The sequence below is a fragment of the Comamonas sp. FUJ_7 genome (genome assembly GCF_057369555.1).
Genome location: NZ_JBXXZI010000001.1, coordinates 14849 through 40497 on the forward strand (window position 1 = coordinate 14849; position 25649 = coordinate 40497).

Sequence of the window (25649 nt, forward strand, 5' to 3'; positions counted from 1 at the left end):
TCTTGGGGCTGTGCGGCAAAACTCACTGCGCGTCTTCGACGTTCCGTTCAAACAGGTTGCCCCGGATTGGATGACGATGCAGTTGCACTCTGCGGTGCAACTGCCAGCCCCAAGAACTTTCAGTCACAGGCGTGGGCAAAAGGGGCGATACCGAATGCAGGATGGCTTCTTTGGGTGTTTGATGGCTGTATTTGAGATGGCAGTCAGCGACCCTAAGCAGTCTGCCGAAAATAAGAAAAGCTGCTGCTGAGTTTTCAGTCAAAAGTGTGGTGTCAGCCCGCCCGTATCGCTCAAATACTGCGTTGGTTGACCCGTTTGGACAGTTCTTCGGCACTTTCACGGCGCTCGCTATAGCGATCCACCAGATAGTTCGTACAGTCTCGCGTCAGCAGCGTGAACTTGACCAGCTCTTCCATCACGTCTACCACCCGCTCGTAATATGAAGAGGGCTTCATCCGGCCTGCCTCATCGAACTCTGCAAATGCCTTCGCAACGGAGGATTGATTGGGGATGGTGATCATGCGCATCCAGCGACCCAGCACACGCATTTGATTGACTGCATTGAAGGACTGGGAGCCTCCCGAGACTTGCATTACCGCCAGCGTCTTGCCTTGCGTTGGTCGCACCGCGCCAACGGACAAAGGAATCCAGTCAATCTGCGCTTTGAGAATGCTGCTCATCGCACCATGGCGCTCAGGAGATGTCCAGACCATGCCCTCGGCCCATAGAGCCAGCTCACGCAGCTCTTTAACCTTTGGGTGGTCATCAGGGGCGCCATCCGGCTGCGGCAGGCCGCGCGGGTCGAAGACTCTTGTCTCGGCCCCCATCTTGCGCAGAAGGCGCGCAGCCTCTTCGGTCAGCAGTCGACTGTAGGAGCGGTCACGAACCGAGCCATACAACAGCAGAATGCGCGGCGCGTGGGTTGCACGTTTTTGAGGCAACAAGCCTTCGAGGCTAGGTTTTTCAAATACCTGTTCATCGATGTTGGGGAGGTCAGAGCTTGCCAATTCGTTGGCCTTTCGAGTCAATGACGGTTTCACCGTCTTCTTTGGAAAATGCAGCTTGTTGGGGCTGAGGGAGGATCTCCAGTACGGCCTCCGAGGGACGGCACAGCCGGGTTCCCATAGGGGTGACCACTATCGGACGATTGATCAGGATGGGGTGTTGGAGCATGAAATCAATCAATTGCTCATCCGTCCATTTGGGCTCGCCCAGGCCCAGATCGTCATACGGCGTACCTTTTTGGCGCAACACATCGCGCACGGGCATGCCCATGGCTTGGATCAGGCCCACCAGGGTGGCGCGATCAGGAGGTGTCTTGAGGTACTCAATGACCTTGGGCTCTTCCCCGCTGTTGCGGATCAGGGCCAGAACATTGCGGGAGGTACCGCAAGCAGGGTTGTAGTAGATCGTGATGTCGCTCATAGCGCTAGATTCCCGTTGCAAAGGTTCATGACGCCACGCTGAGCCGCAAAGCCAGCGCTGCGAGGGTAATGAGCAGCACGGGCATGGTCAGCACCGCACCGACTTTGAAGTAGTAGCCCCAGCCAATCGTTGTGCCTTTCTTGGCGAGCACATGCAGCCAAAGGAGCGTGGCCAGGCTGCCAATCGGCGTGATCTTGGGACCCAGATCGCAGCCAATCACATTGGCGTACACCATGGCTTCCTTGACTGCCCCTGTGGCCGTGGATGCATCGATGGACAAGGCTCCGATCAGGACCGTGGGCATGTTGTTCATGATGGAAGACAGCACCGCAGACAGCACGCCTGTGCCCAGTGAAGCGGTCCACACGCCACCGGCTGCAAACTGGTTCAGCAACATGGCGATGTAATCCGTAAGGCCCGCGTTGCGCAGCCCATAGACCACCAGATACATCCCCAGCGAGAACACCACGATCTGCCACGGAGCATCATGAAGTACTTTCCTGGTGCTGATGACATGACCACGCGCAGCCACAGCCAGCAAGATCGCAGCCCCCACGGCGGCCACTGCGCTGACAGGGACGCCCAGGGGCTCCAGCGCGAAGAAGCCGACCAGCAGCAAGACCAACACGACCCAGCCAGCCTGAAAGGTGGCCAGATCCTTGATTGCAGCCGATGGCGACTTGAGCTGAGCTACGTCGTAAGTGGCAGGAATATCGCGTCGGAAAAACAGCAGCAATACACCCAAGCTCGCCAGGACCGAGGCGATGTTGACGGGAACCATCACCGATGCGTAGTCATTGAAGCCGATCTTGAAAAAGTCGGCGGAGACGATATTCACCAGGTTGGAGACGATCAGAGGCAAGCTCGCTGTGTCTGCAATAAACCCGGCGGCCATGACAAACGCCAGCGTTGCAGCCGGAGAAAAGCCCAACGCCACCAGCATGGCCATCACGATGGGCGTGAGAATCAGGGCCGCGCCATCATTGGCGAACAGGGCTGACACGGCAGCACCCAGCAGCACGATGAAAGCAAACAGTTTGACTCCGCTGCCTCCACCCCAGCGTGCAAAGTGCAACGAGGCCCACTCGAAGAAACCAGCTTCATCCAGCAAAAGGCTGATGATGATGACGGCGACAAAGGTTGCCGTGGCATTCCAGACGATGTTCCAGACCACCGGAATATCAGCCCAATGCACAACCCCCAGCAACAGCGCGATAGCGGCTCCAATCGAGGCGCTCCAGCCAATACCCAGGCCACGCGGTTGCCAGATGACCAGCGTCAAAGTGAAGATGAAAATCAGGATGGCGCTCAACATGCCGAACTACTCCTTGTTCAGCACTGACAAACGGCTGGGGCGTCTGTACAAGCTGCACCCTGGCAGCAGTTCTCTACGAGGTATGAGAGCAGGCCATTCATGGCCGGAATCGCAGCTCGATAAAGCACATTACGCCCCTGTCTCTCCTGAGTCACAAGTTCAGCATGAGAGAGTTCCTTGAGGTGAAACGACAGCGCATTGGGTGCGATCCCCAGCTGCTCAGCCAATGCGCTGGGTGTAAGGCCTTCCAGTCCTGCAACAACCAACGCACGAAAAACGCGCAGGCGTGCCTCATGGGCCAAGGCTGAAAGGGAACGGATAACTTGGGCTTCTTGCATGAATTAATAATACAACTATTGTTGAATCATTAAGTTCAGTAGAGGAATTGAATGACAGCTTTACGGCGTAACATTCAATGGCTTCTTCTGGCCGAAAGCGATCCCTCATCTGAAAAGCATCTTACAAATCTGAGATTGAGATAAAAGCCCAGTTCGTCACAAATCTCGCAGGCCGTCCGTACCCGCATCCACCCGTGTGTCAGCGCCTGCGGCACGCTGTTCGGGCTGCGGGCAACGCTGCCGCAGGACAGCGTTGCTTCGTGATCTGACTTGCGGCAACGTGTTTGAGCGGCGCGCGCAGCGCAAAGCGAGTTTTGCCGCACCGCAGACTGAATGGCGTGACGCAGGTTTGCCCGAAGCGAAGTGAAACGCAGCGCAGGGACGCGGACAGTCGGGTCGCCTTTTCTTTGGGTACTTATCTTTTGGCGAAGCAAAAGAAAGTACCTCGGCTGACGGGCCGAGACCCGTCCTCTGTCGTGTACGACAAAGCAAACGCAGTTTTGATAGCTGCTTACGCTTTCTGTGATTGGGCTGGAGGCTAATTTGGCTTGAAATTACAGGGTTGGTGACTGCTGTGCTCGATGCAAGCGATATGCCTGATTGGCTTGCAGAGGGCGGGTCTCGGCCCGCCTTGCCGACCTACTTTCTGGTGCCAGAAAGTAGGCAAAGAGCCGGCCCCTGCTACCCACGTCCCTCCGCTTCGCTGCGGGCAACCTGCGCCGTCAAGCTCTTGGAGTTGGGCGGCACCGCAGCCTGAATGGCGTGACGCAGGTTTGCCCGGAGCGCAGCGCAGGGACGCGGACAGTCGGGTCGCATTCTTTGGGTTACGTTTCTTGTGCGAGCAAGAAAGGTAACTCGCCAGCCGGGGCGAGACCCGGCCTCTGTCGCTGGCGAAAAAATGATGTTGTTTTGATAGCTGCTACCGCAATCCAGATAAGCGTTAGAGGCCGATTTCTTCATAAATAACGCGGGCCACAGCCAGCAACAAAAAAGCCCCAAGGCCGAAACCTAGGGGCTTTTTTGTTCGAGTCAGCAGAGCTTATTCAGCGCTGGGTGGCACATAGCCCTGAGCTGCGTCGGCACCACCACCAAAGAAGTGGTTTTCCATCTGGCGGGCCAGGTACTGGCGGGCGCGGGCGTCGGCCAGGTTCAGGCGGTTTTCATTGATCAGCATGGTCTGGTGCTTGAGCCAGTCGGCCCAGGCCTGCTTGCTCACGCTTTCATAAATGCGCTTGCCCAGTTCGCCGGGAGCAGGAGGGAAGTCCAGGCCTTCTGCGTCTTGACCAAGCTTGATGCAGTGAACGGTACGTGCCATGTGTAGGGTCCTCTTGGTTGATTTCAGATGTTTGGGTAATAACAAACTGAAATCTTAGTAGTTTGAGTTTTAAGAATGTAGCTCAAGAATGCACAGCAACGGGGGAATAAGCCCGTTATCCATTCACTCCAAGAACACAGTCCAATGAAAAATCGTCGCAACTTTATCAAGTTTCCTCTGGCTGCCGGTCTGATTGGGGGCTTGACCCTCTCGGCTCTGCCCACATTGCCTGCGTTTGCGCAATCTGGGGTACAGCTGCTCAACGTCTCTTACGACCCGACCCGTGAGCTGTATGTGAACTACAACCAGGCGTTTGCCAAGCACTGGAAGGCGACGCAGAACCAGGATGTGACGATCAAGCAGTCGCATGGTGGCTCGGGCAAGCAGGCACGCTCCATCATCGACGGCATTGAGGCCGATGTGGCCACGCTGGCGCTGGCGGGCGATATTGATGCACTGGTCAAGAATGGCAGTGTCAAGGCCGACTGGCAAAAGCGCCTGCCGCACAACAGTGCGCCCTACAGCTCGACCATTGTGTTTTTGGTCAAAAAGGGCAACCCCAAGGGCATCAAGGATTGGGACGATCTGATCAAGCCCGGCATCCAGGTGATCACGCCCAACCCCAAGACCTCGGGCGGTGCGCGCTGGAACTATCTGGCGGCCTGGGAGTTTGCCAAGCGCAAATACGGGGGAGCAGACGGCGGCGATGCGCAGGCCAAGGATTTCATCACCAAGCTCTACAAGAATGTGCCCGTGCTGGATACCGGCGCACGCGGCTCCACCGTGACTTTTGTGCAGCGTGGTCTGGGCGATGTGCTGCTGGCCTGGGAGAACGAGGCCTATCTGGCACTCAAGGAGTTCGGCCCGGAGAAGTTCCAGATCGTCGCGCCTTCGCTGTCCATTCTGGCCGAGCCCTCGGTGGCCGTGGTCGACAAGGTGGTGGACAAAAAAGGTACGCGCAAGGTCGCCGAGGCTTATTTGCAGTACCTCTATTCGGAAGAAGCCCAGCGCATCGCCGGCAAGAACTTCTACCGCCCCACCGATGCCAAGGTGGCGGCCGAGTTTGCCAGTCAGTTCCCCAAGCTGGAGCTGTTCACCATCGACAAGGCCTTTGGCGGCTGGGCAGCGGCTGACAAGGCGCACTTTGCCGACGGTGGCAGCTTTGATCAGATTTATGCCAAAAAGTAAGTCCGGCTTAGATGTGGAGAGCACAAGGTGCTCTCATTTTTGAGATGACGAGCAGGCCGTACCGGGCAGGCTCGTGCGCGAGAGATGTGAATCAACGACAGGAGTTTGTGATGCGCAATGTATGGACACAGGCATGGAGCTGGGTGAGCGGAGCATTGCTTGGTGCAGGGGCGCTGAATGCTCGCCAGCCCTTGGTCGCCTGGGAGGCCGCGTGGGATGAGGCGGAAGCCTTGCAGGCCAGCGGTCAGTTGTGGAATGCCTCCAAGGAGGAGGGGGCAGAAAAGCCGCATCTGGCTGCCTCTGGGGCGGAGCGGCAGCCCCAGTCATGCGCATATTCCCGATCTGAGAACTGAATGGGCGGGACTTGCGCAGTTCTGCGATTTGCTGAGCTGTGTCTTCGTTGCGTTTCTGTTGTGACTCGTACTCAGCCCAGCATCATCAGGGCGGTGTTTCCACCAGCGGCGGCGGTGTTGTGGGACAGGGCGCGTTCATGCCACAAGCGCTCCAGCCTTATCGGCTGACCGGCTTGGCAGCGTGTGGGCAGAATCAGCGGGCCAGGGCGGTGTGCCAAGGCCCCGGCCCATTGCAAAAACAGGGCGTCATCGCATTCCAGCAACGCGGCGTCCATGACTTCCGTCTCTGCGATCTCTTCAAGGCTCAACTCGGCAGGCAATCGTTGTAGATGGTGCTGAAGCGTTGCTGGCAGACGCTGGTGCAGCGCTGTGCTGATGGAGTCGGCCAGCCATAAAGCCTTTGCGCCGCAAGCCAATACGGCGGCCAGTTGCGCCAACAGCATGGCGGGATTTTGTGCAACACAGAGAACGCGAGCCTTGCCCGACAGATGATAGAGATTGCGCTCGCCGGTGGGGCCGGGCAGAAGATAGGCAGCATGCAGATCAGGCAGGGCCGATAGCAGTTGTTCGCAGTGGTTGCCAAGGGCCGCTTCATGATGCTGGCTGGCCCAGTGCTGTAGTTGCTGCAAGGCGGCGGTCGCAGCGCGGATGACATGCGCGGACTGTGGCCGATTTTGCTGCACTCCGGATTGATGCAGACCCAAGCGGAGCAGGTTTAGCGGCGATCTGCTTGCGTGCTGCAGGCGCGGCAGATACAGCGGCCCGCCAGCCTTGGGGCCGGTGCCTGACAGGCCTTCGCCGCCAAAAGGTTGCACGCCGACCACGGCTCCCACCATATTGCGGTTGACATACAGATTGCCGACATGGGCGCTTTGGGCAATGTGCTGCACGGTCTCGTCAATGCGGGTGTGCAGGCCCATGGTCAGACCAAAGCCCAGAGCGTTGATGCGCTTTATCAGCAGTGGCAAGTCAGAGCGCTGGTAGCGCAGAACATGCAAGACCGGGCCGAAGATTTCGCGCTTGAGGGGCTTGAGATCGGGCAGCTCTATCAGCGTAGGCGCGACAAAATGGCCTTGTGCGGCGATCTCTGCGCTTAGCGGGGATTCATAGATGTGCATTCCTTGGGCTTTGAGCTTGGCGATGTGCTTTTCAATGCCCGCCTTGGCAGGGGCATCGATCACGGGGCCTATGTCGGTGGCCAGCTCGGCGGGGTTGCCGCAGCGCAGCTCCTGCATGGCGCCGCGCAGCATGCTCAGCAGGCGATCGGCGCAGTCGCTTTGCACGCACAGCAGGCGCAGGGCCGAGCAGCGCTGACCCGCGCTGTCAAAGGCCGAGGAGATGATGTCTTGCACCGCCTGCTCGACCAGGGCGGATGAGTCCACAATCATGGCGTTCTGGCCGCCGGTCTCGGCCACCAGAACCACGGGCTGGCCGTCCTCACGCAGTCTTGAAGATGTTTGCAGGTTCAGCAGCCTGGCCACCTCGGTAGAGCCAGTGAAGAGCACGCCGGCCACACGAGCATCGGCCACCAGCGCGGCACCCACGGTTTCGCCACGGCCGGGCAGCAGTTGCAGGACCTCGGGGGCAATGCCTGACTGATGCAGCAGATGCACCGCCTGCAGGGCAATCAGCGGTGTTTGTTCAGCAGGCTTGGCCAGCACGACGTTGCCTGCGGCCAGCGCCGCGGCCACTTGGCCGGTGAAGATGGCGAGCGGAAAGTTCCAGGGGCTGATGCAGACCACTGGGCCTATGCCGGGGGTGAGTAGGTGGGCTTGGGCTTGCTGGCGAATCTGGGCGGCGTAGTAGCGCAGGAAGTCAATGGCTTCGCGCACTTCAGAGGCCGCGTTGGCTGCGGTCTTGCCCGCTTCGCGCATCAGCAAGGCCATTAGCGTCAGCATGTGGGCCTGATAGCTCTCGGCAGCCGTATCCAGCAGGCGCGCGCGCAGCTCTGCCGGGCAGTTATTCCAGGTGGGCTGGGCATGTGTGGCAGTTTTCAAGGCCTGTGCTATTTGCACAGGCGTGGCATCAAAGACATGGCCTAGCAGCTCCTGATGCCGGGCCGGGTTGGTGATGGCGCCGCCCGAAGCTTCTGTGGCCCGAATCGCCTGGGCTTCTTGTGCAATGTGCTCCGGCTGGGTTTGAGCAAGTATTTGCGCCAAGGCGCCGAGCACGCGCTCATCGCTGAGATCTATCCCGGCGGAGTTGGCGCGTTGCGATCCAAACAGCTGGCGCGGCAAGGCAATCAGCGGATGGGGAAGGCCGAGTAGGGTGGAGTCAGAAGACTTTGAGTCTTTTTGGCCTTCAGCCAAGGTCTGCTCTGCGGGGGCAGCTATCAAATCTGATATGGGCCAGTCAGGGTCTGCAATGCGGTGCACAAAGGAGGAGTTGGCCCCGTTTTCCAACAGGCGGCGCACCAGATAAGCCAGCAGCGTCTCGTGTGTTCCCACGGGGGCGTAGATGCGGCAGGGGCGGCGTGCGGTTTTGTCGTGTGCTTCGACCACATGCTGGTACAGCGGCTCTCCCATGCCGTGAAGACATTGAAATTCATAGCTGCCCGCGCTGTATGGGCGAGCACTTGCCAGTGATTCGATGCTGGCCACGGTCTGTGCATTGTGGGTGGCGAACTGGGGGTAGATGGCACCGGGCGCATCCAGCAGCTTGCGGGCGCAGGCGATGTAGGCCACGTCGGTGTGGTGCTTGCGGGTGTAGACCGGGTAGTCGGCAAGTCCTTCGATCTGGGCACGCTTGATTTCGCTGTCCCAGTAAGCGCCTTTGACCAGGCGCACCATCAGCCGCCGCTGGCTGCGGCGGGCCAGGTCGATCAGGTAATCGATCACATAGGGACAGCGCTTTTGATAGGCCTGAATCACAAAGCCCAGGCCATTCCAGCCCGCAAGGCTGGGGGCGTGAGCCAGTTGCTCCAGCAGGTCCAGCGATAGCTCCAGCCGGTCGGCTTCTTCGGCGTCGATATTGAGGCCTATGTCGTGGCTGCGTGCCAGCTCGCACAGGTGCAAAACACGGGGTAGCAGCTCCGTCATCACACGCTGGCGCTGTGCACGACTGTAGCGCGGGTGTAGGGCGCTGAGCTTGATGGAGATGCCGGGGCCTTCATAGACGCCTTTGTGTCCGCCAGCTTTGCCAATGGCGTGAATAGCATCTCTATAGGACTGCAGATAGCGCTGGGCATCTTCGGCGGTGAGGGCGGCCTCGCCCAGCATGTCGTAGGAGTAGCGAAAGCCACGGGCCTCCAGCGCGCGGGCACGCTCCAGCGCCTTGGCAATGGTTTCACCCATCACAAACTGCTCTCCCATCAAGCGCATGGCCATGTCCACGCCCTTGCGCACCAGTGGCTCGCCACCCTTGGCGGTGATGCGTTTGAGGGAGGCCAGCAGGCCCGACTCGCTGTGCGTATCGACCAGCTTGCCGGTGACCACCAGGCCCCATGCTGCGGCATTGACAAACAGCGAGGGGCTTTTACCCAGGTGGGCCTGCCAGTCGCCGCCCCGCAGCTTGTCGCGGATGAGCGCATCGCGTGTGGCGGCATCAGGTATGCGCAGCAAAGCTTCGGCCAGGCACATCAGTGCCACGCCCTCTTGTGAGGACAGAGAGAACTCCTGCAACAAGCCTTGCACCAGTCCTTGGCGGCCCGCGCTGGCAGGTTGCGCCCGCAACTGCTCTATCAACTTCTGGGCGTGAGCTGCGACCTGGGCTGCCTGGGCGGGCGGCAGCGTGGCTGCAGGCAGCAAGCGGGCCATGGCATCGGGCTCGGCCATGCGGGTGGCGGCGGTGATGGCGCGCCGCAGCTCGTGGGCGGGACGGGAAGGGTCTGGCAGCACAGTGAAAGACAGCATGGCAGGGTCCAGAGTGGCTGAGTCAGGGCGCGGGTAGGTGCGCGGCCTTCACCATGTTCACAGCTGTATTGCACGCGGCCCGGCTACAGCTGTCTACATAGGGGAAATCATTGCTGGTTTGATGAAAAATGAATCACTATATTTCGTGATTTTGAAAGAGTAATTCACCAATAAAAGGCGCTTTAAGTGTGGATTTGGACAGAATTGATCGCAAGATACTGGCGCTTTTGCAAGTTGATGGCCGCATCTCCAATTTGCGCCTGGCCGAGCAGGTGGCGCTCTCGCCCACGGCCGTGCAGGCACGCGTTGCCAGGCTCACACGCGATGGCTATATCCTGGGTTATGAGGCGCGCTTGAATCCGCAAAAGCTGGGCGTGGGCATGACGGTGTTTGTTGAGGTGCTGCTCGACCGCACCGCTGCCCATGTCTTTGACGAGTTCAAGGCCGCCGTGCAGGCTTGCCCCGCCATCATGGAGTGCCATATGGTGGCGGGCGGCTTTGACTATCTGCTCAAGACCCGCATGGCGGATATGGCTGCCTATCGAGACTTTGCAGCCCGTGTGCTCTGGCAACTGCCTGGTGTGCGTGAGACCAGAACTTATGCCGTGATGGAGGAGGTCAAGGAGGGCGCGCGCTTGCCGCTCTAGGTTGGGTTAATACGAGAGATGCTGGACGGGCCAGGCAGGCAGTCCTGTAGCGCGTATTGGTGCGATGTACTTCAGCCCCACAGTGGCGGCTTGTTCACCATCAGATAGTAGGTGACCGCCATGGCCGCGAAGGCGGGGTAGCCCAGAGCTTCCCAGCGCAGTTGATAGCGCTTGAACAAGGAGGGCAGCGGCTGGTTGTGTTGATAAGCGTGATTGGCCATGGCAGCCATGCGAATCTGCAACCAGACGACTGGCAGCCAGCAAACACCTGCCAGCACGTACAGGCCCAGTGACAGCGCAATCCATGGTGTGGTCAACGGCCAGCCTGCCATATAGGCCATGGCAAGGCCGGTGATGGGCTGGATAAAGATGCAAGGGGTGGTGAACCACCAGTCAGCCCGTACCACGAGTCGGCTGACCACGGCCTGTGCTGCCGCTGAGTCGCTTCGGTTGGCAAAGAACATATAAAACGCCGACCCCAGCCCGGTGCCCACCAGCAGCACGCTGGAGAGGATGTGGGTCATCTTGAGCAGTAAATAGATATTCATGGCGCTTCTTTCACAGAGTCAGCGAGGCTGTGCTGTAGCAAAAACCACAGCATGGCGGCAATTGGCAGATTTTTGAGCAGCGGCCCCAGCGGGTGTAGCCACAGTGCAGGTTGAAGCACGGTGCCAATGGCGGTCATGACCACCATCAGCAACAGCGCCGTGAGGTAGCTGCTTCGGCCAGGGCGCAGCAGCAGAGCCACGCCTATCAACAGGTCGGCCAGCAGGCCTGACCAGATAAGCAGCGCCTGCCAGCGTGCATCAGCAATGCCGCCGCTGGCGAGCAGGCGTGCGCCTTCGTGGTTGAGGCTGGAAAGACCCAGATAGTCTAGCGCGCTGACAAGCGCTGTACCTAGCCATACGACGACCAGACTGAGGTGCATGAGGAGGGTGGATGGCTGGGAATGCTGTGTGCACTGGGCCTTGGTGGCGGCAGAGCGCATGGGTGTGTTATCTGGCATGTGCGCCTCCTTGTCTCAGGGTGGCCAGCATGTCTTGGATAGGCGTGGGTGGGCGCCCCAGCAGATCTTTCAGTGTCTGCGGGTTGCTGATGTTGTCCTGCTCCAGCAGGGCCGCTGCCTCGCTGCACCAGGGCATCCAGGGCAGGCGGTCACCCAGGCGGGCACTGGCTTTGCTGAGCCAATCCGGTAGTAAGCCCACCGTGGCGGGCTGGTGCCCCATTTGTGTGCGCAGGCTGGCGATAAAGTGCTCGATGGAAATGGGCTCCGGCCCACCGATTTCGATGACGCAGCAGGCGGAGGTTGACGTTGGCGTTGACGTGGCTAGGTTGGCGACAACTTCCGCAAGATCGCGCACAGCCACGGGCTGAATTTGCGCGCTGCGCATGATGGCGGGCAAGGTCAGCATGGGCAGGCCCGCCAGCTGTAAAAACAGCTTGCTGCTGGCCCCGCCGCTGCCAAAGATGATGCTGGGCCGCACCACGACAGGGTTGAGCTGCCCACTTGCACCAAGAGCTAGCAAATAGTCATCTGCAGCACGCTTGGTCGTGGCATACCGGGTCTGACTCTGGTTCACGCCCAAGGCCGAAATTTGCACCACTCGCTTGATGCCTGCCTGAGCACAGGCGTCGAACAAGGCGGCAGGTGCTGCTGTGTGCAGGTCCTGCAGGCTTTGGCCGGGCTGGTCTCGCAGCGCTCCCACGGCATTGATGACGGCGTCGATGCCCAGCAAATGTTCCCGCCACGAGTCGGGCGTGGTGCAGCGCGAAAAGTCCAGCGCCGGGCGGGAGTGGCGGCTGCGCACCACCGGGTCATGGCCCAACTGGGCGATGGCGTTGACAATGTATCTGCCCAGAAAGCCTGAGCCACCGCAGATCAGAACTCGCATAAATGTCTCCTTTTCTGTCAATACAGAAACTCAAGAGCATGAAGGTCAGGCCTTGTTGCCGTCTTTTTCGGAGCCTCTGACAAACCGCTGGACGCTGGCGCCAAGTCTCAGAATCTTGTCGAGCGTGGCGGGGGACAGGCGCAGCATTTCATCGGTCCAGATACCCAGTGAATCCATGAGCCGCAATGTCTCGTGAACGCGGTCCTGGGTGTCGGGCGTTTCCTGCTCGAACTCGGGTTGCGCAATCAGCTCGCGCAGCAGGGTGCTGGTGGGGTCAAACTCGCGCTGCTTGCGCTCTCGCACAATGGTGCGCAGCAGCTCCCATACGTCGGCCGAGGTTTCAAAATACTCACGCCGATCGCCGTTTTTGCGGCTGCTGCGAATCAGGTTCCAGTTCAGCAGCTCTTTCAGGCTGGTGCTGACATTGGAGCGCGCCGCGCCCAGGGTTTCACAGATTTCATCGGCATTGAGGGGCCTGCCGTGGAAGAACAGCAGGGCATGAATTTGTGCCACGGTGCGGTTGACGCCCCAGGCATTGCCCATGTCTCCCCAGTGGTGCACAAAGCGTTCAGCGATAGGACTTAGTTGCATGTATGGCAGTGTGGGGTGGCTTTGAATTTCTGTCAATACAGAAATTTCATTCACCAAGAATAGAAAAATGATGAGTGAGTAGGTAAAAATAAAAATCGAATTAGAGCTGGAGGCGCTTAAAGTGATTTCTGTCATTAAAGAAAAAAATGCAGAAGAGCGTTGCTGCTGCTTCTCATTGGGCTCGCATCTAAAATGGCGCTCAGATTAGGAGCAAGCCGCTCTGAGAGAAGGGAGACTTCATGACCGCTTTATCTGCAATGCGTGCCGCACTGATGCTGTCGGCCTGCGCTCTGACACAGGCTGCATCGGCTGCCTGCTACTTTGTCTATGCGCCTAATAACGAGCTGATCTACCGCTCTAACGTGGCGCCGGTCGATCTTTCGCTGCCGCTGCATCTAACGGTGCCTCAACTCTCGCCGGGGGCGCGCATGTTTTTTTCGCTGGATGAGTACAACTGCGCCACGGAAGTCAATCTGATTGCTGAGCGCGCCCAGATCGCCCAGGCACGGCAAAGCCGTGAGCGCCGCCTGCGTGAAGATTCACGCTTCTGATTCAATAGCTGCAAGCGCTTTACTTATAAGCGTTTCATGCGTTTTTCATTGATATTCTGGAGCTGGCCTTTGGCTTTCGGTGAGCGCTTTTTGCCGTGGCAGGCTCTCGGGTATGGGACGGCCTGAGACAATCGGGTCACCATGAGTGAATCCCGCGACAACAAAATTCCCGAAAACTTGCCCGAAGTTCCGTCTGATGCCCCAGCGCAGCCCGAGGGCTGGCTGGAAGTGCTGTCCATGGACATGGACGCTCAAGGCGTGGCGCGCAAGCCTGATGGCAAGGTGGTCTTCATCGACGGTGCACTGACAGGCGAGATCGTTAGCGCCAAGACCCATCGTCAAAAAAATAACTGGGAAGCGGCCACGCTGACCGAAATCCACCGCGAGTCTTCGCAGCGTGTGACTCCCGGTTGCCCCAACTTTGGCTTGCATGTCGGTGCATGCGGCGGCTGCAAGATGCAGCATCTGCATGTGGCGGCCCAGGTCGCCATCAAGCAACGGGTGCTGGAAGATAACCTTTGGCATCTGGCCAAGGTCAAGCCCGAGACTTTGCTGCGTCCTATCGAGGGGCCCGCTTGGGGCTATCGCTTCCGCTCGCGCCTGTCGGTGCGTTATGTGATCAAGAAGGGCAAAGCACTGGTAGGCTTCCACGAGCGCAAGAGCCGCTATATCGCCGACATGGAGACTTGCAAGATTCTGCCTCCCCATGTGGATGCCATGCTCATGCCCATGCGGGCGCTGATTGCCAGCATGGATGCGCGTGAGACCTGCCCACAGATCGAAGTGGCCTGCGGCGACCATGTGACGGCGCTGGTGCTGCGCCATCTGGAGCCTTTGACCGAAGGCGACAAGCAGCGCCTGCGCGACTTCGCCGCCAAGCACGATGTGCAGTGGTGGCTGCAGCCCAAGGGGCCGGACACGGTGCATCTGATGGAAGAGGGCGGCACTCAGCTGTCCTATGGCCTGCCGGACTTCGGCATCACCATGCCCTTCAAGCCTACCGACTTCACACAGGTCAATCCGCACATCAACCGGGTACTGGTTTCGCGTGCGCTGCGTCTGCTGGATGCACAAAAGACAGATCGTGTGATTGACTGGTTCTGCGGCCTGGGCAATTTCACTTTGCCAATCGCCACCATGGCGCGTGAAGTGCTGGGTATTGAAGGTTCGGAAACCTTGGTCAAGCGCTCACACGAAAACTACGCGGCCAATAATGCTGCGCGCAGTGAGGATGACAAGCTGGCTCCCACAAGCTTTGTGGCGCGAAATTTGTTCGATATGACGCCGGCCATGTTGATTGCAGATGGCCATGCCGACAAGTGGCTGGTTGATCCTCCTCGCGAGGGCGCATTTGCCCTGGCCAAGGCCATGGCCGATATTCACCAGATCCGCATCGGAGCCAAGCAGACCGGCGTAGCCACAGAGGAAGAGCCCGATCTCCTCCCGCCCTTGCCTGAGGGGCAGGAAAGCTGGCAGTTCCCTCAGCGCATCGTGTATGTGAGCTGCAACCCCGCCACATTGGCACGTGACGCTGGCCTGCTTGTGCATCAGGCCGGTTATCGCTGCGTGGCCGCAGGAGTGGTGAATATGTTCCCTCACACCGCGCACGTGGAGTCGATGGCCGTTTTTGAGCGCGACTGATTGGAATTGATGAAGCGCTGAAGAGTGCCCTCAGCAAGCCCGACTTTCATGTCGGGCTTTTTTGTGTCTGTCTTGTGCCTGATGTGTTGGTGGAGCAGAACTTTCACCAGCGGGAAAGCAATGCCAGCAGCCCGCCCAGGCAGATCAGCAAACCCAGTGCGGTTTTGGGGCGCAGGCTCAGGATCTGGGCATGGCTGTGCGATTCGATAGAGCTGTTCCTCATGCAATCTCCTTCTTGCCCGGTACGGGGTGGGCGGGTTTATCTTCCATGCCGCTGCGCATCTGCACCACATGCAGGGCGTTGCTGGAGGCGTCCAGCAGCACGCAGGGCTTGCCTGTGCGTTTGCAGTGGTCTTGCACGCGCCAGAAAGCGCCATCGCTGATGCAGCCGGTCTGGCAGATCACCAGGTCTGCCACCTGAAGGCTGTGCTCCAGCAACTGCTGTTCATGCGCATCGTCTGGAGCGCTTGCGAATTCCGCACTGCGATGCAGCAAGGAAACTGGTTTCAGCTCTGTCGATGGAGGTGTCTGCCAGGCGATCAGCTGCTGCATGACCAGGGTTTGGCGCAGCTCTCGTTCCCAGGCCAGAGCGCTGTCGCTTGCAATCAACTGGGCGCGGCAGCGAATCAGCTGCTGGCTCACCGCCTCTACTTTCCTGGTCAGTGACTGGATTTGGGCGCTGCAGCGCTGCTGAACTTCGCAATAGCTCAGCATCAGGGCCAAGTGCTCCTGGCGCAGTTGCTCAATTTCGTCAGCGGTCACGGCATATCCCTCCAGAACTGGGCAGAGCAGAAGAGTTGGTCTCCTGCATCTTGCACGCTCTAGATGGTATTTTAATTGAGAATCATTATCAATAAATAGCCTGAGGATTGAGCGTGTATTGGGCATGGATTGCAGAGGAGCAAGACAAAGAAAAAGGCCGCAACGGGTGGCTGCGGCCTTGGGGAGTGTGGCTTGGGCTTGTCTAGCTGCGATTGCGGCTGGCGCTGCTGCTATCGGCTTCTGGGGCGCGCTTTTCCGGAGCGCTCTGGCCCAGCACGGAGGGTACGCCCTCGATCTTGTTGGAGCGCATGTATTCGTCCATGTCCTTCCAGCCTGCAAAAACCAGGGCTTTGGGAGACTTAGGGTTGAGTGTGTAGCAGTCCTCCAGACCACGCATGGCATGGCGGCAGGCGCCGCCCACGGCCTTGGCCTCGGACTCGCGCGCAATGGTGCGCGGATCTGGACCCAGACCCGGAATGTCTTCAATCTTGCAGCCTGCCAGTACCAGAGGTAGCAGTGCAATCGCAAGTACACGGGGAAGGTGGTTTGGCTTCATCTTGGCTGTTTATCGGCGCTTTGGCCTGAAAGTTTAGCGGGGACGCACAAATAAAAAGGAGCACACGGGGTGCTCCTTTTTTGCAGCTCAAGCACAAGGCTTAATCGCGCTCACCGCCCATGATGCCCAGCAGGGCCAGCAGGCTCTGGAACACGTTGAACAGGTCCAGGTACAGCGACAGGGTGGCGCTGATGTAGTTGGTTTCGCCGCCATCGATGATCTGCTTGAGGTCATACAGCATATAGGCGGAGAAGATGCCGATGGCAGCCATCGAGATGGCCATCATGCCGGCAGTGGAGCCCACAAAGATGTTGATGATGGAGCCCACCAGCAGCACCAGAACGCCGACGAACAGGAACTTGCCCATGCCCGACAGGTCGCGCTTGATCACCGTGGCCAGCATGGCCATGACGAAGAACACGCCAGCAGTGCCGGCGAAGGCAGTCATGATCAGCTGTGTGCCATTGGAGAAGCCCAGGATCATGCCGATCATGCGCGAGAGCATCAAGCCCATGAAGAAGGTGAAGGCCAGCAGCACAGGCACGCCAGCAGCGCTGTGCTTGGTCTTCTGGATGGCATACATAAAGCCAAAGGCGCCAGCCATGAAGACGATCAGACCCAGGCCGCCACTCAGGGAGCGAGTGATGCCAGTGGCTACGCCCAGCCAAGCGCCCAGCACGGTGGGGACTAGGCTGAGTGCCAGCAGCCAGTAGGTATTGCGCAAGACACGGTTGCGCTCTTGCTGCGAGACACCGTAGCCCGCAGAGCCCAGTGTGGTGACTTGTTCGTTCATGTAGCCATTCCTCCTTCGGGAATTGTGTGTGGAAACATTGCTATTTTAGGTGGGGGTGTTGAGAGCCTTTTGCAATACCCCGTTGCACTGCGGCAGTTTTGGGATGGAATGTTTTGCGTATGACGAGCACTTTTGCCTCTGCAGTACCGAATATGCTTGATGCATTGAATAATCCAACGGAGCTTTTGACCTGTATGAAGACCAAGCACGAACTCGAACTGGCCGACGTGAAAGCGATTGCTGCTGCTGCTGAAGCGGAAGCCCTGAAGAACAACTGGCCTGTGACCATCGCGATTGCGGACGATGGCGGACACCTGCTGTGGCTGCAGCGCATGGATGGTGCAGCGCCTATCTCGTCCCATATCGCTCCTGCCAAGGCGCGCTCTGCCGCCGTGGGCCGCAAGGACACCAAGGCTTTTGAGGACATGATCAACAATGGACGTGCTGCTTTCCTGAGCGCTCCTTTTGTGGACGGTCTGCTCGAAGGTGGTGTGGCCATCGTCAAGGATGGCCAGGTGCTAGGCGCCGTGGGTGTGTCGGGCGTGAAGGCCAATGAAGATGCACAGGTTGCCAAGGCAGGTATCGCTGCCTTGGGTCTGTAACTTTTCTTGCCTCTGCCGCTTTGGCGGCAGCGAGCCCAAAACAAAACCCCTGCACGCATCAAGCGGCAGGGGTTTTGTTTTGGATGTGACAAGGAAAAAACGCGTGGCTACCGGTGGTGCGAGCGCAAGAGAGGGCTTGTGCTCTGCAGCCGCTGTGGCTGGCGAATACGACACTTGCGGTGTCGCCCCACGATGAAACTAATGAGGTTGGCTAACCTTATTTGGTCAGTATGAGCTTGCCGAGCTTGGTGGCCTGCAGGCGATAGGGAGTGCCATTGTGCAAGATGGTGACGGCTTTCTGGCCGTTGAGCAGTTGGGCGCTATCCAGGCCCAGACTGGCATTGGGCACGGTCGAAGGGGTTGCAGCAGCGATAGAAGAAGTGCTGCGGACGTCGGGCTGTGAGGACGCAAGAAGCGGTGCAGACATTCCGGGGTTCCTTAAAATCAAATTTTCGTAATGATAACAATTCTCAATTAAAGTGCAAGTGATACTTAGTCTCATTTGCAAATAAATCATGTTTATTTTTGGGTAAAAAAGTCAGCGGCTTTGAGAACGGGTCTTTTTGCTTCTGATTAAGGAGCTGTCTGCGCTTATCCATCAAGCGATAGAGACGGATTTGAGCATGATTCATGAAACAAAAAGCGGCCCTGAAGAGGGCCGCTGATGAGGTATTGCTGCTGATGTTTATTGAGCAGGATCGGTCACAAAACCGATCTTCTTGACACCTGCGCGCTGGGCTGCAGCCATGGCCTGAGCCACGCGCTCGTAGCGCACTTCCTTGTCACCTCGGATATGCAGATCGGGTTGAGGCTCCTTGGCGGCCTCGGCTTGCAGGTTGGCTTCCAGTTCTGCGTCGCTGACTTCTTTGTCGCCCCAGAAGTACTTGCCGTCTGCAGCAATTCCCAGCTGCACGGTGGCGGGCTTGGTGTCCTCGGGCTGGTTGGTGGCGCGAGGAAGGTCCACGTTGACCGAGTGCTTCATCACGGGCACGGTGATGATGAAGATGATGAGCAGCACCAGCATGACGTCCACCAAGGGCGTCATATTGATCTCGTTCATCACCTCATCGCTGTCCCCATCGTCCATGGTTCCAAAAGACATGGCTTAGGCACCTTTCTTCAGCGGCAGCACATTGCCGGAGGCCTGGCCGTCCACGGTGACGCGGGCGCCGGTCACGAAATAAGCATGCACGTCGTGGGCAAAGCTGTTCAGGGCGTTCAGGATGCCCTTGTTGCCGCGCGACAGGGCGTTGTAGCCCAGCACGGCAGGGATGGCCACGGCCAGACCCAGGGCGGTCATGATCAGCGCTTCGCCGATAGGGCCTGCCACCTTGTCGATGGAGGACTGGCCCGATATGCCGATGGCGACCAAGGCGTGGTAGATGCCCCAGACCGTGCCAAACAGGCCGATGAAGGGGGCGGTGGAGCCGACGGAGGCCAGGATGGCTAGGCCGGACTGCAGGCGAGCCGTGAACTCATTGATGCCGTTGCGCAGGCAGCGGGTCACCCAGTCGCTGATGTCCAGCGTGTCATGCAGGTGGGCGCTGGTCTTGCGGTGGTGGGCAGAGGCTTCGCGGCCTTCGAGCACCATGAAGCGGAAGGGGTTCTGTTTGTCGTGGCCCAGCTTTTCCAGACCCGTCGCCAGGTCGGGGCTGTGCCAGAAGTCTTGCGCCGCAGTGGCGTACTTCTTGAACTTCACAATGTCCAGCGCTTTGAGAATGATGACCAGCCACGACGCTACGGACATGACCAGCAAGATGATGGCCACGGCCTTGGTCACGAAGTCGCCCTGTGTCCAGACGTGGGCAATGCCGAATTGGGATTCCATGGGTACTCCTGAGAACTGCAGATTTATTTGAGAACAAAGTTGATGGGCACGATGTGCCACATGGGCTCGGCCACACCGTTGCGCTTGCCGGGGACAAACTTCCACTGGCGCACGGTAGCCATGGCGGCATCGTCAAGGCGGTCAAAGCCGCTGGACTGCTTGATTTCGATTTTTTCGGGCTGGCCCTGCTCGTTGATATAGACACGCAGCAGCACCTTGCCTTGTTCACCCATGCGCTTGCTCACCGACGGATAGGAGGGCGCAGGGTTGTTCAGGTAGGCCGCATTGCTCGATGGTTGCTCGATTTTGGCAGGAGCCGGAGGTGCGGGTGGAGCAGGCGGCGCTGGCGGAGCCGGTGGGGCTGGAGGCGAAGGTGGTGCCGGTGGATTCTTGTCAGGCTTGCTCTCACTCTCTTCCAATGCACCCTGTGGAGCCGCCGGTGCAGGCGTCGGGTCCTTGATGGCCTTGGGCAGAGGGGCTTTTTTGATTTCCGGCTTGGGCTGTTTGGGCTGTGGCTTGGGAGCCGGTGCCGGAGCCGGGGGCTTGGGCGGAGGAGGCGCAGGCGGCGTTGGCTCGGGAGCAGGCGGAGCGACAAACTGGGCGATCACGCTGGCGGGAATCACCACTTCGGGTGGCTTTTGCTGGGCGAGACCGTGTTGCATGGCCCACAAAGCTGCAGCATGGACTGCAACTACAGCACCTGCCACTGCCAGATTACGGCTTTTGCCACTGGCTGGTGCAAATCGATCAGATGGGGACATAAAGAAAGCGGCAGGAGAGGTGCCAGCGCGCAGTGGGAAGTCAGAAAACGCAGGCGCTGGTTAAGGAGAGAGGTGGAGGCAAGGGTCTTATTGATAAGGAGATTACTTATACAAAGCTTACTTATGCAAAATCCACCAGGTGCAGGCCAGCACCAGAATCAGACTGCCGAAGAGGGCTGAGAAGATTGAGAAGTGGGCCATGCTTTGCTCTCCAGAATGTTGGTGGCAAGCTGAACTGTCTGGGCCGGTGCGCAAGCATGGGCTTCGTTGTGAATGGCTGCGATGGGGTGGCTGGCGCTGCACTGAGCCACAACATCGCGGGCACAGCCTTCGCAGCGCCCACATTGCATGGCGACGCCCAGTTCGAACTGGATTTCGTCAAAGCTCATACCCGCATGCGCGTGGCGTGCTATTTCTCGGTCAGAGACCCGGCGGCATACACAGACGATCATGGCTACAGGCAGTTGTTGCTGGCTATTGATGTGATAGCTGGAGTATAAATGAGAATCCATCGCATTTGCAATGCATGCTCTCCAATTACTCACATTCAGCAGGTGGTTAAGCGCTCGGAGCTGATCTCTTCCAGGCGTGCGCAGCCGGTCTGGGCCATGGCCAACTCCAGTTCGGCGCGCAGCAAATACAGCATGTGCGCCACGCCCAGCATGCCGGCTGTGGCCAGGGCATGCATTTGTGGGCGACCCACCATGACGGCGCTGGCCCCGAGGGCGATGGCTTTGAGTACATCCGTGCCTTGGCGTATTCCGCTGTCCATCAGCACCGGAATATGTGCCGGTATGGCAGCGCGTATGGCGGGCAGCATTTCCAGTGGCGACACTGCACCATCCAGCACACGCCCACCGTGGTTGGAAACCACGACAGCATCCGCTCCCAGCTCAACGGCTTTGGTGGCGGTTTGGGCCGAGAGCACGCCTTTGACAATCAGTGGCAGCCGGGTCTGCTCGCGCAGCCAGACCAGATCGTCCCAGCTGGGTGCGGTCTGAGCCAGCTCGGTGCCAAACAGAATGTGCTCGCTCATCAGGTCGCTGCTCTGGTGCAGCTGCGGCATGCCGCGCAGATTGGCGGCCTCCACCCCGGCTGGCAGCGGGTAGCTGGAGCGCTTGATATGAGCGTCTACCGTCCAGACCAAGGCCTGATAACCCGCCGCTTCGGCGCGGCGAATCAGCTGCAGCGTGTGCTCGCGCGATGGTTGCTGGTAGAGCTGAAACCACAGCGGGCCGCTGCGCCCCAGCTCCTGATGGCTTGCCTGAGCGGCCTGCGAAATCTCTTCCAGCGAGTAGCTGGACAAGGTGCTGACCACCATGCCTGTGCGCATGGCCATGGCAGCCCGGGCGGTCGCCAGCTCGCCTTCCGGGTGGGCGAGCCTTTGATAGGCCACAGGCGCCAGCAGCACAGGCCACTCCAGATCCTGACCCAGCAGGTGTTGTCGCGTATGCGCGCCAGACAGGTCGGCCAGCGGTTCGGGGCAGAGGCGGATGCGGTCGAAGACTTGGCGGTTGTGAGCCAGCGTCAACCCTTGATCGGCGCCGCTTTCAATATGTGCCCAGGCATGGGCTTCCAGATGTTCGCGGGCCAGCCGGGCGTAGTCGGCCAGCGAGCCGATCTGGGCCGGAATCTGCGTCAGTGCCGCTTTGACGGGCTGGCCTGCGGCATTCAAAGAAGTGTTAGACATTCGCAAGATGAGCGTTGATGGCAAAACGGGCGCGACTTACGCGAAAGAGAAGCGAGAGGCAGCTTGCAAGGGGCGCCCCGTAGCAAAGGCTGTCGACCCATTGTTTCCCTTTTTCAGGGAGAAGCGGCAAAGCCGCTCAGGGAACTTAACTCTCAGACCACATGCGAAGAAGGTTGTGATAGGTGCCAGACAGCGTGGCGACGCGTGGATGCTCGGGCTGCTCTTGCGTGAGTTGCTGAATGCTCTGGTCCAGATCAAAAAGCAGGCGGCGTTGCTCGGCGGATTTGATGAGGCTTTGCGTCCAGAAAAACGAGGCATAGCGGGTGCCATGAGTGACGGGGTTGACGCGGTGCAGGCTGGTGCCGGGGTAGACGATGGCATCGCCCGCCGCCAGCTTGACGCTTTGCTGGCCGAAGGTGTCCTCCACAACCAGCTCGCCACCTGCGTACTCCTCGGGGTCGCTGAAAAAGACGGTGGTGGAAATATCGGTTCTGACCTTGATGGCGGTGCCCGGAATGCTGAAGAAGGCGTTGTCGATATGGTTTCCGTAGGTGCCACCGCCTTCATACCGGTTAAAGCGCGGAGGCAAGACCTTGAGCGGCAGGGCCGCCGACATGAATAGCGGGTTGCGGCCCAGCCGATCCAGCAGCAGGTCGCCAATTTGCTGGCCGGTTTGGCTGTCCAGCGGCAGTTGCAGATTGCTTTTGACCTGTGCCGCCACATGACCGGCCGTGGTGCGACCGTCCTGCCAGGCGGCCGCTTCCAGTGCCAGGCGGCAGTGGCGAACTTCTTCGGGGGTGAGCAGGGCGGGGATGCGTAGCAGCATGGCGGTTGGATTGGCTCAATCGGTTGAAATTTTGGAGCTGTAATAAACATAGCTGCTTGCGCTTGTCTTGTATGGGTTTCAGGCTGTTATTGCATTGAAATCCTTGAAGCAAAGGCGCACTTAGCTATGGTTTTAAAGCGTCAGTACAAGCTGTAAAAGAAATTCCGGCGTCGCAAAGAGGCAAGTGTGCATGTAAAAAGCCCCGCTGGCATCAGGAGCCTGCGGGGCTTCAGGGCATGGTTTTCAGCCAGGCTGCGCTATATCAAGCGCAGGCGAGACTGTCATGACGCCTGTGAGTCCATGAATCAGTACATGAACTTGAGCGAAGCCACGGCCGAGCGGCCAGCGCCCATGTTGGCGTAGTGGGGCGAGCGTACGCCGGTGTAGTAGACCTTGTTGCCCAGGTTGTAGACGTTCAGCTGGAAGCTCAGGTTCTTGTCGATCTGATAGGCCATCATCGCGTCGTAGCGGGCATAGCCGGAGGCGCCCTTGGTCACGATGCCGCCATCGCTGCCCACGGCATAGCTGGCGTTCACGCTGCTTTGTGCTGTCACTCCCAGGCCCAGGGTGAGCTTGGGCATGGGCCTGTAGCTGGTCCACAGGCTGAAGCTGTGCTTGGGAGTGTTGGTGAAGGGCTGGCCGTTGGCCACAGCGCCGATGCCCACGTTCTTTTGCTCGCTGTCCATGAAGGTGTAGCCGCCGAACACGCTCAGGTTGGACAGGATCTGGCCGGTGAAGCCCAGCTCCAGGCCATTGACCACCTTGTCGCCACCCATATAGGTGCCAGTGGCGTCGGAGATGCGGACATTGCTCACTTCATTGCGGAAGACGGCTGCAGTCAGGTTCATGCGCTTGTCCAGCAGATCCCATTTGGTGCCCAGCTCGATGGACTTGGTCTTCTCGGGCTTGAGGTCAGCCAGCGCTGCGGTGGTAGTGGTCAGGTCTTCGCTGCCATTGCCCAGAGTCGAGCCGCCGGGGCGTGAAGAAGTGCCGATGCTGGCGTAGATGCTGCCATTGGCTGCAGGCTTGTAGATCACGCCCAACTGGTAGTTGAACAGGGTGTCGCTGCGGCTCAGGTTATAGGCGTCGTACTTGTTGGCACCACGACCGCCGGCAGGGCCGGAGGCGCTCAGCTTGTAGTGATCAACGCGCAGCCCGGCGTTCACCAGCCACTGCTCGTTGAGTTTCAGCGTGTCAAAGCCGTACAGGGCCACGGTGTCGATCTTGTTGATGGTTGCCTGAGCGGGCAGGGTCACAGGGACGTTCCAGGCGGCATTGGCGCCGCTGGGGTTGCTCAAGGTGGTGCACCAGGGGTCAGACACCGCAGTGCAGCTGCCGCCGCTCTGGATGGCACCGGAACGCACATCAGCCTTTTCTTTGGACAGCTCCAGGCCAAAAGCGTAGGAGTGACCGATGGAGCCAGTCTGCTCCTTGCCGGTGAACTCTGTCACGTTCTGCAGCGTAGTGGTGTCGGATACACGTGCGTTGCCACGGCGCCAGACAAAGCCGTTGATCGCGTTGCCTTTGGAGTCGTCAGGCTGGGTCCAGACATAGTCCTGCTTGGTTTTGCTGTAGCGCAGGCTGTTGCGGATCTTGTTGGTGTCGGTGAACTTGTGCGTGACCGAGGCGGTGAACAGATCGCTCTTTTCCTTCTCGAAGTCACGGTTGTGCAGGCCGTACCAGTTGGCGCGGTCATTGCCATAAGTGGGGCGCACGGTGCTGCCGCCAGGCAGCTTGGCCATGGCCCCATTGCTGTACAGGTAAGGCACGCCGCCATCGGGCGTGTTGTCGGTCTGCAGATGCTGCCAGGCCAGTGTCACTTCGGTGGCGGTGCCCATGCCGAAGGTCACGGTGGGGGCAATACCCCAGCGCTTGTTGTCGGGGCCGTTGCGACCGGGAACGTCAGCGCTGTGGCCCATGGCGTTCAGGCGAATGCCGGTGGTCTCGTTGATCTTGCGGTTGATGTCCAGCGTGCCGCGGAAATATTTGTCGGTGCCCAGACCCACATCGCCCGAGATGAAGTTCTCGTTCTTGGCCTTCTTGGTCGTCAGGTTGATGGAGCCGCCAGCACCACCACGGCCTGCATAGGCCGAGTCCGCACCCTTGATGACTTCCACCGATTCCAGATTGAACACTTCACGCGTGCCAGCGGCGATGTCGCGCATGCCGTCCACAAAAGTGCTGGACTGGGCGTCCATGCCGCGGATGAAGGGCTGGTCACCGGAGGGGTTGCCGCCTTCGCCGTTGCCGAAGGTGATACCGGGGGTGGACTTCAGGGCTTCTTGCAGGCTGGTGGCACCCGTTTGCTTGATCAGCTCTTCATTGATGATCTGAACGGTCTTGGGAGTGTCCAGGAGAGGGGCGGTGAACTTGCCCTGGCTGCTGGATTCTGCCTTGAAGGCATTTTCGGCAGCCGCTTCCACGTTGACGGTGGAAAGAGTTGTTTCCTGCTGAGCCATCGCGCTGGCGCCAATCAGGCACAGGCCTGCGGCAATCACGATTTGCTTGAGCTCGCAGTGCAAGCCGTTGGAGTCGGTCGGAGTCAGTTGGATGTTGGACATGCTTTTGATGATGAGTCAGTTTTTTGAAAAAGCGTGCGGATTCTAGGTGATATTGATAATAATTCTCGATACGATTCAATAATTGAAAGATTGAACTTCATGTTTGTTGCTCCTTGGCAACAATTTGAGTGCCGCAGTGGCCAAGGCATATGAGGGCAAGAAG

The 25649-nt window shown here is 59.1% G+C and carries 27 protein-coding genes; 6 read left to right on the top strand and 21 right to left on the bottom strand.

Features of this window, described 5'->3' with window-relative positions:
- Positions 1 to 290: 290 nt before the first annotated feature.
- The 5 genes from arsH to AC2I9W_RS00085 all read right to left on the bottom strand — a co-directional run bounded on the left by arsH (position 291) and on the right by AC2I9W_RS00085 (position 4393).
- A complete protein-coding gene (gene arsH, locus AC2I9W_RS00065) occupies positions 291 to 1007 on the bottom strand; it encodes an arsenical resistance protein ArsH (RefSeq protein WP_486408077.1) in 717 nt (238 codons plus the stop codon).
- Positions 994 to 1425, bottom strand: a complete 432-nt coding sequence (arsC, locus tag AC2I9W_RS00070; RefSeq protein WP_486408078.1) for an arsenate reductase (glutaredoxin) — start codon at positions 1423 to 1425, stop codon at positions 994 to 996. The genes arsH and arsC overlap by 14 nt, the downstream gene beginning before the upstream one ends.
- Before the next feature lie 25 nt (positions 1426 to 1450).
- A complete protein-coding gene (locus AC2I9W_RS00075; protein ID WP_486408079.1) occupies positions 1451 to 2740 on the bottom strand; it encodes an arsenic transporter in 1290 nt (429 codons plus the stop codon).
- Positions 2741 to 2757: 17 nt separating this feature from the next.
- Positions 2758 to 3078 (bottom strand): ArsR/SmtB family transcription factor, encoded by a 321-nt coding sequence (locus tag AC2I9W_RS00080; protein WP_486408080.1) that lies wholly within the window; start codon positions 3076 to 3078, stop codon positions 2758 to 2760.
- A 1039-nt stretch (positions 3079 to 4117) separates the two neighbouring features.
- On the bottom strand, positions 4118 to 4393 hold the full coding sequence (locus AC2I9W_RS00085) for an oxidative damage protection protein (protein WP_158390939.1): 276 nt from the start codon (positions 4391 to 4393) through the stop codon (positions 4118 to 4120).
- Positions 4394 to 4537: 144 nt separating this feature from the next.
- On the opposite strand from AC2I9W_RS00085, the gene AC2I9W_RS00090 reads away from it, so the two are divergent.
- Both AC2I9W_RS00090 and AC2I9W_RS00095 read left to right on the top strand, forming a co-directional pair.
- On the top strand, positions 4538 to 5581 hold the full coding sequence (locus AC2I9W_RS00090; RefSeq protein WP_486408081.1) for a sulfate ABC transporter substrate-binding protein: 1044 nt from the start codon (positions 4538 to 4540) through the stop codon (positions 5579 to 5581).
- Positions 5582 to 5691: 110 nt separating this feature from the next.
- Positions 5692 to 5934 (top strand): hypothetical protein, encoded by a 243-nt coding sequence (locus AC2I9W_RS00095; RefSeq protein ID WP_486408082.1) that lies wholly within the window; start codon positions 5692 to 5694, stop codon positions 5932 to 5934.
- A gap of 71 nt (positions 5935 to 6005) precedes the next feature.
- Here AC2I9W_RS00095 and putA read toward each other — a convergent pair whose 3' ends face one another.
- Positions 6006 to 9785, bottom strand: a complete 3780-nt coding sequence (gene putA / locus AC2I9W_RS00100) for a trifunctional transcriptional regulator/proline dehydrogenase/L-glutamate gamma-semialdehyde dehydrogenase (RefSeq protein ID WP_486408083.1) — start codon at positions 9783 to 9785, stop codon at positions 6006 to 6008.
- Between the two features lie 188 nt (positions 9786 to 9973).
- On the opposite strand from putA, the gene AC2I9W_RS00105 reads away from it, so the two are divergent.
- A complete protein-coding gene (locus AC2I9W_RS00105) occupies positions 9974 to 10432 on the top strand; it encodes an Lrp/AsnC ligand binding domain-containing protein (RefSeq protein ID WP_486408084.1) in 459 nt (152 codons plus the stop codon).
- A gap of 71 nt (positions 10433 to 10503) precedes the next feature.
- Here AC2I9W_RS00105 and AC2I9W_RS00110 read toward each other — a convergent pair whose 3' ends face one another.
- Genes AC2I9W_RS00110 through AC2I9W_RS00125 form a run of 4 tightly spaced genes read right to left on the bottom strand, consistent with a single transcriptional unit; the run spans position 10504 to position 12915 of the window.
- Positions 10504 to 10980, bottom strand: coding sequence for a DUF2269 family protein (locus AC2I9W_RS00110; RefSeq protein WP_486408085.1), 477 nt, complete (start codon positions 10978 to 10980; stop codon positions 10504 to 10506).
- The gene (locus AC2I9W_RS00115; protein ID WP_486408676.1) at positions 10977 to 11420 is read right to left on the bottom strand and encodes a DoxX-like family protein; all 444 of its coding nucleotides are present in this window, start codon (positions 11418 to 11420) and stop codon (positions 10977 to 10979) included. The genes AC2I9W_RS00110 and AC2I9W_RS00115 overlap by 4 nt, the downstream gene beginning before the upstream one ends.
- 7 nt (positions 11421 to 11427) lie before the next feature.
- A complete protein-coding gene (locus AC2I9W_RS00120; RefSeq protein WP_486408086.1) occupies positions 11428 to 12324 on the bottom strand; it encodes an NAD-dependent epimerase/dehydratase family protein in 897 nt (298 codons plus the stop codon).
- Positions 12325 to 12369: 45 nt separating this feature from the next.
- Positions 12370 to 12915, bottom strand: a complete 546-nt coding sequence (locus tag AC2I9W_RS00125; RefSeq protein ID WP_486408087.1) for a GbsR/MarR family transcriptional regulator — start codon at positions 12913 to 12915, stop codon at positions 12370 to 12372.
- A 239-nt stretch (positions 12916 to 13154) separates the two neighbouring features.
- Between AC2I9W_RS00125 and AC2I9W_RS00130 the strand changes: the two genes are divergently transcribed.
- Positions 13155 to 13466, top strand: a complete 312-nt coding sequence (locus AC2I9W_RS00130) for a hypothetical protein (RefSeq protein WP_486408088.1) — start codon at positions 13155 to 13157, stop codon at positions 13464 to 13466.
- Positions 13467 to 13607: 141 nt separating this feature from the next.
- Positions 13608 to 15107 carry a 23S rRNA (uracil(1939)-C(5))-methyltransferase RlmD gene (gene rlmD, locus AC2I9W_RS00135; RefSeq protein ID WP_486408089.1) on the top strand — a complete coding sequence of 500 codons (1500 nt, stop codon included), beginning with the start codon at positions 13608 to 13610 and terminating at the stop codon, positions 15105 to 15107.
- Between the two features lie 219 nt (positions 15108 to 15326).
- Here the strand turns inward: rlmD and AC2I9W_RS00140 are convergent, their stop codons facing one another.
- From AC2I9W_RS00140 to AC2I9W_RS00150, 3 genes are all read right to left on the bottom strand, one after another.
- Positions 15327 to 15869, bottom strand: a complete 543-nt coding sequence (locus AC2I9W_RS00140) for a DUF2325 domain-containing protein (RefSeq protein ID WP_486408090.1) — start codon at positions 15867 to 15869, stop codon at positions 15327 to 15329.
- Positions 15870 to 16071: 202 nt separating this feature from the next.
- Positions 16072 to 16425, bottom strand: coding sequence for a hypothetical protein (locus AC2I9W_RS00145; protein ID WP_486408091.1), 354 nt, complete (start codon positions 16423 to 16425; stop codon positions 16072 to 16074).
- A 100-nt stretch (positions 16426 to 16525) separates the two neighbouring features.
- Positions 16526 to 17218: a Bax inhibitor-1 family protein gene (locus AC2I9W_RS00150; RefSeq protein ID WP_486408092.1), complete on the bottom strand. Its 693-nt coding sequence runs from the start codon at positions 17216 to 17218 to the stop codon at positions 16526 to 16528.
- A 194-nt stretch (positions 17219 to 17412) separates the two neighbouring features.
- Between AC2I9W_RS00150 and AC2I9W_RS00155 the strand changes: the two genes are divergently transcribed.
- On the top strand, positions 17413 to 17820 hold the full coding sequence (locus tag AC2I9W_RS00155) for a GlcG/HbpS family heme-binding protein (protein WP_486408093.1): 408 nt from the start codon (positions 17413 to 17415) through the stop codon (positions 17818 to 17820).
- Between the two features lie 217 nt (positions 17821 to 18037).
- Here the strand turns inward: AC2I9W_RS00155 and hemP are convergent, their stop codons facing one another.
- The 8 genes from hemP to AC2I9W_RS00195 form a co-directional block, all read right to left on the bottom strand.
- Positions 18038 to 18247 carry a hemin uptake protein HemP gene (gene hemP / locus AC2I9W_RS00160; protein WP_486408094.1) on the bottom strand — a complete coding sequence of 70 codons (210 nt, stop codon included), beginning with the start codon at positions 18245 to 18247 and terminating at the stop codon, positions 18038 to 18040.
- A gap of 258 nt (positions 18248 to 18505) precedes the next feature.
- Positions 18506 to 18922: an ExbD/TolR family protein gene (locus AC2I9W_RS00165; RefSeq protein ID WP_486408095.1), complete on the bottom strand. Its 417-nt coding sequence runs from the start codon at positions 18920 to 18922 to the stop codon at positions 18506 to 18508.
- A gap of 3 nt (positions 18923 to 18925) precedes the next feature.
- Entirely contained in the window at positions 18926 to 19648 is a 723-nt protein-coding gene (locus tag AC2I9W_RS00170) for a MotA/TolQ/ExbB proton channel family protein (RefSeq protein ID WP_486408096.1), read from the bottom strand.
- A gap of 23 nt (positions 19649 to 19671) precedes the next feature.
- Positions 19672 to 20409 carry an energy transducer TonB gene (locus AC2I9W_RS00175; protein WP_486408097.1) on the bottom strand — a complete coding sequence of 246 codons (738 nt, stop codon included), beginning with the start codon at positions 20407 to 20409 and terminating at the stop codon, positions 19672 to 19674.
- A 158-nt stretch (positions 20410 to 20567) separates the two neighbouring features.
- The gene (locus AC2I9W_RS00180) at positions 20568 to 20861 is read right to left on the bottom strand and encodes a (2Fe-2S)-binding protein (protein WP_486408677.1); all 294 of its coding nucleotides are present in this window, start codon (positions 20859 to 20861) and stop codon (positions 20568 to 20570) included.
- 95 nt (positions 20862 to 20956) lie between these two features.
- A complete protein-coding gene (locus tag AC2I9W_RS00185) occupies positions 20957 to 22084 on the bottom strand; it encodes an alpha-hydroxy acid oxidase (protein ID WP_486408678.1) in 1128 nt (375 codons plus the stop codon).
- A 160-nt stretch (positions 22085 to 22244) separates the two neighbouring features.
- Positions 22245 to 22925 carry a Fe2+-dependent dioxygenase gene (locus tag AC2I9W_RS00190; protein WP_486408098.1) on the bottom strand — a complete coding sequence of 227 codons (681 nt, stop codon included), beginning with the start codon at positions 22923 to 22925 and terminating at the stop codon, positions 22245 to 22247.
- A 305-nt stretch (positions 22926 to 23230) separates the two neighbouring features.
- On the bottom strand, positions 23231 to 25486 hold the full coding sequence (locus AC2I9W_RS00195; RefSeq protein WP_486408099.1) for a TonB-dependent receptor: 2256 nt from the start codon (positions 25484 to 25486) through the stop codon (positions 23231 to 23233).
- Positions 25487 to 25649: the final 163 nt, after the last annotated feature.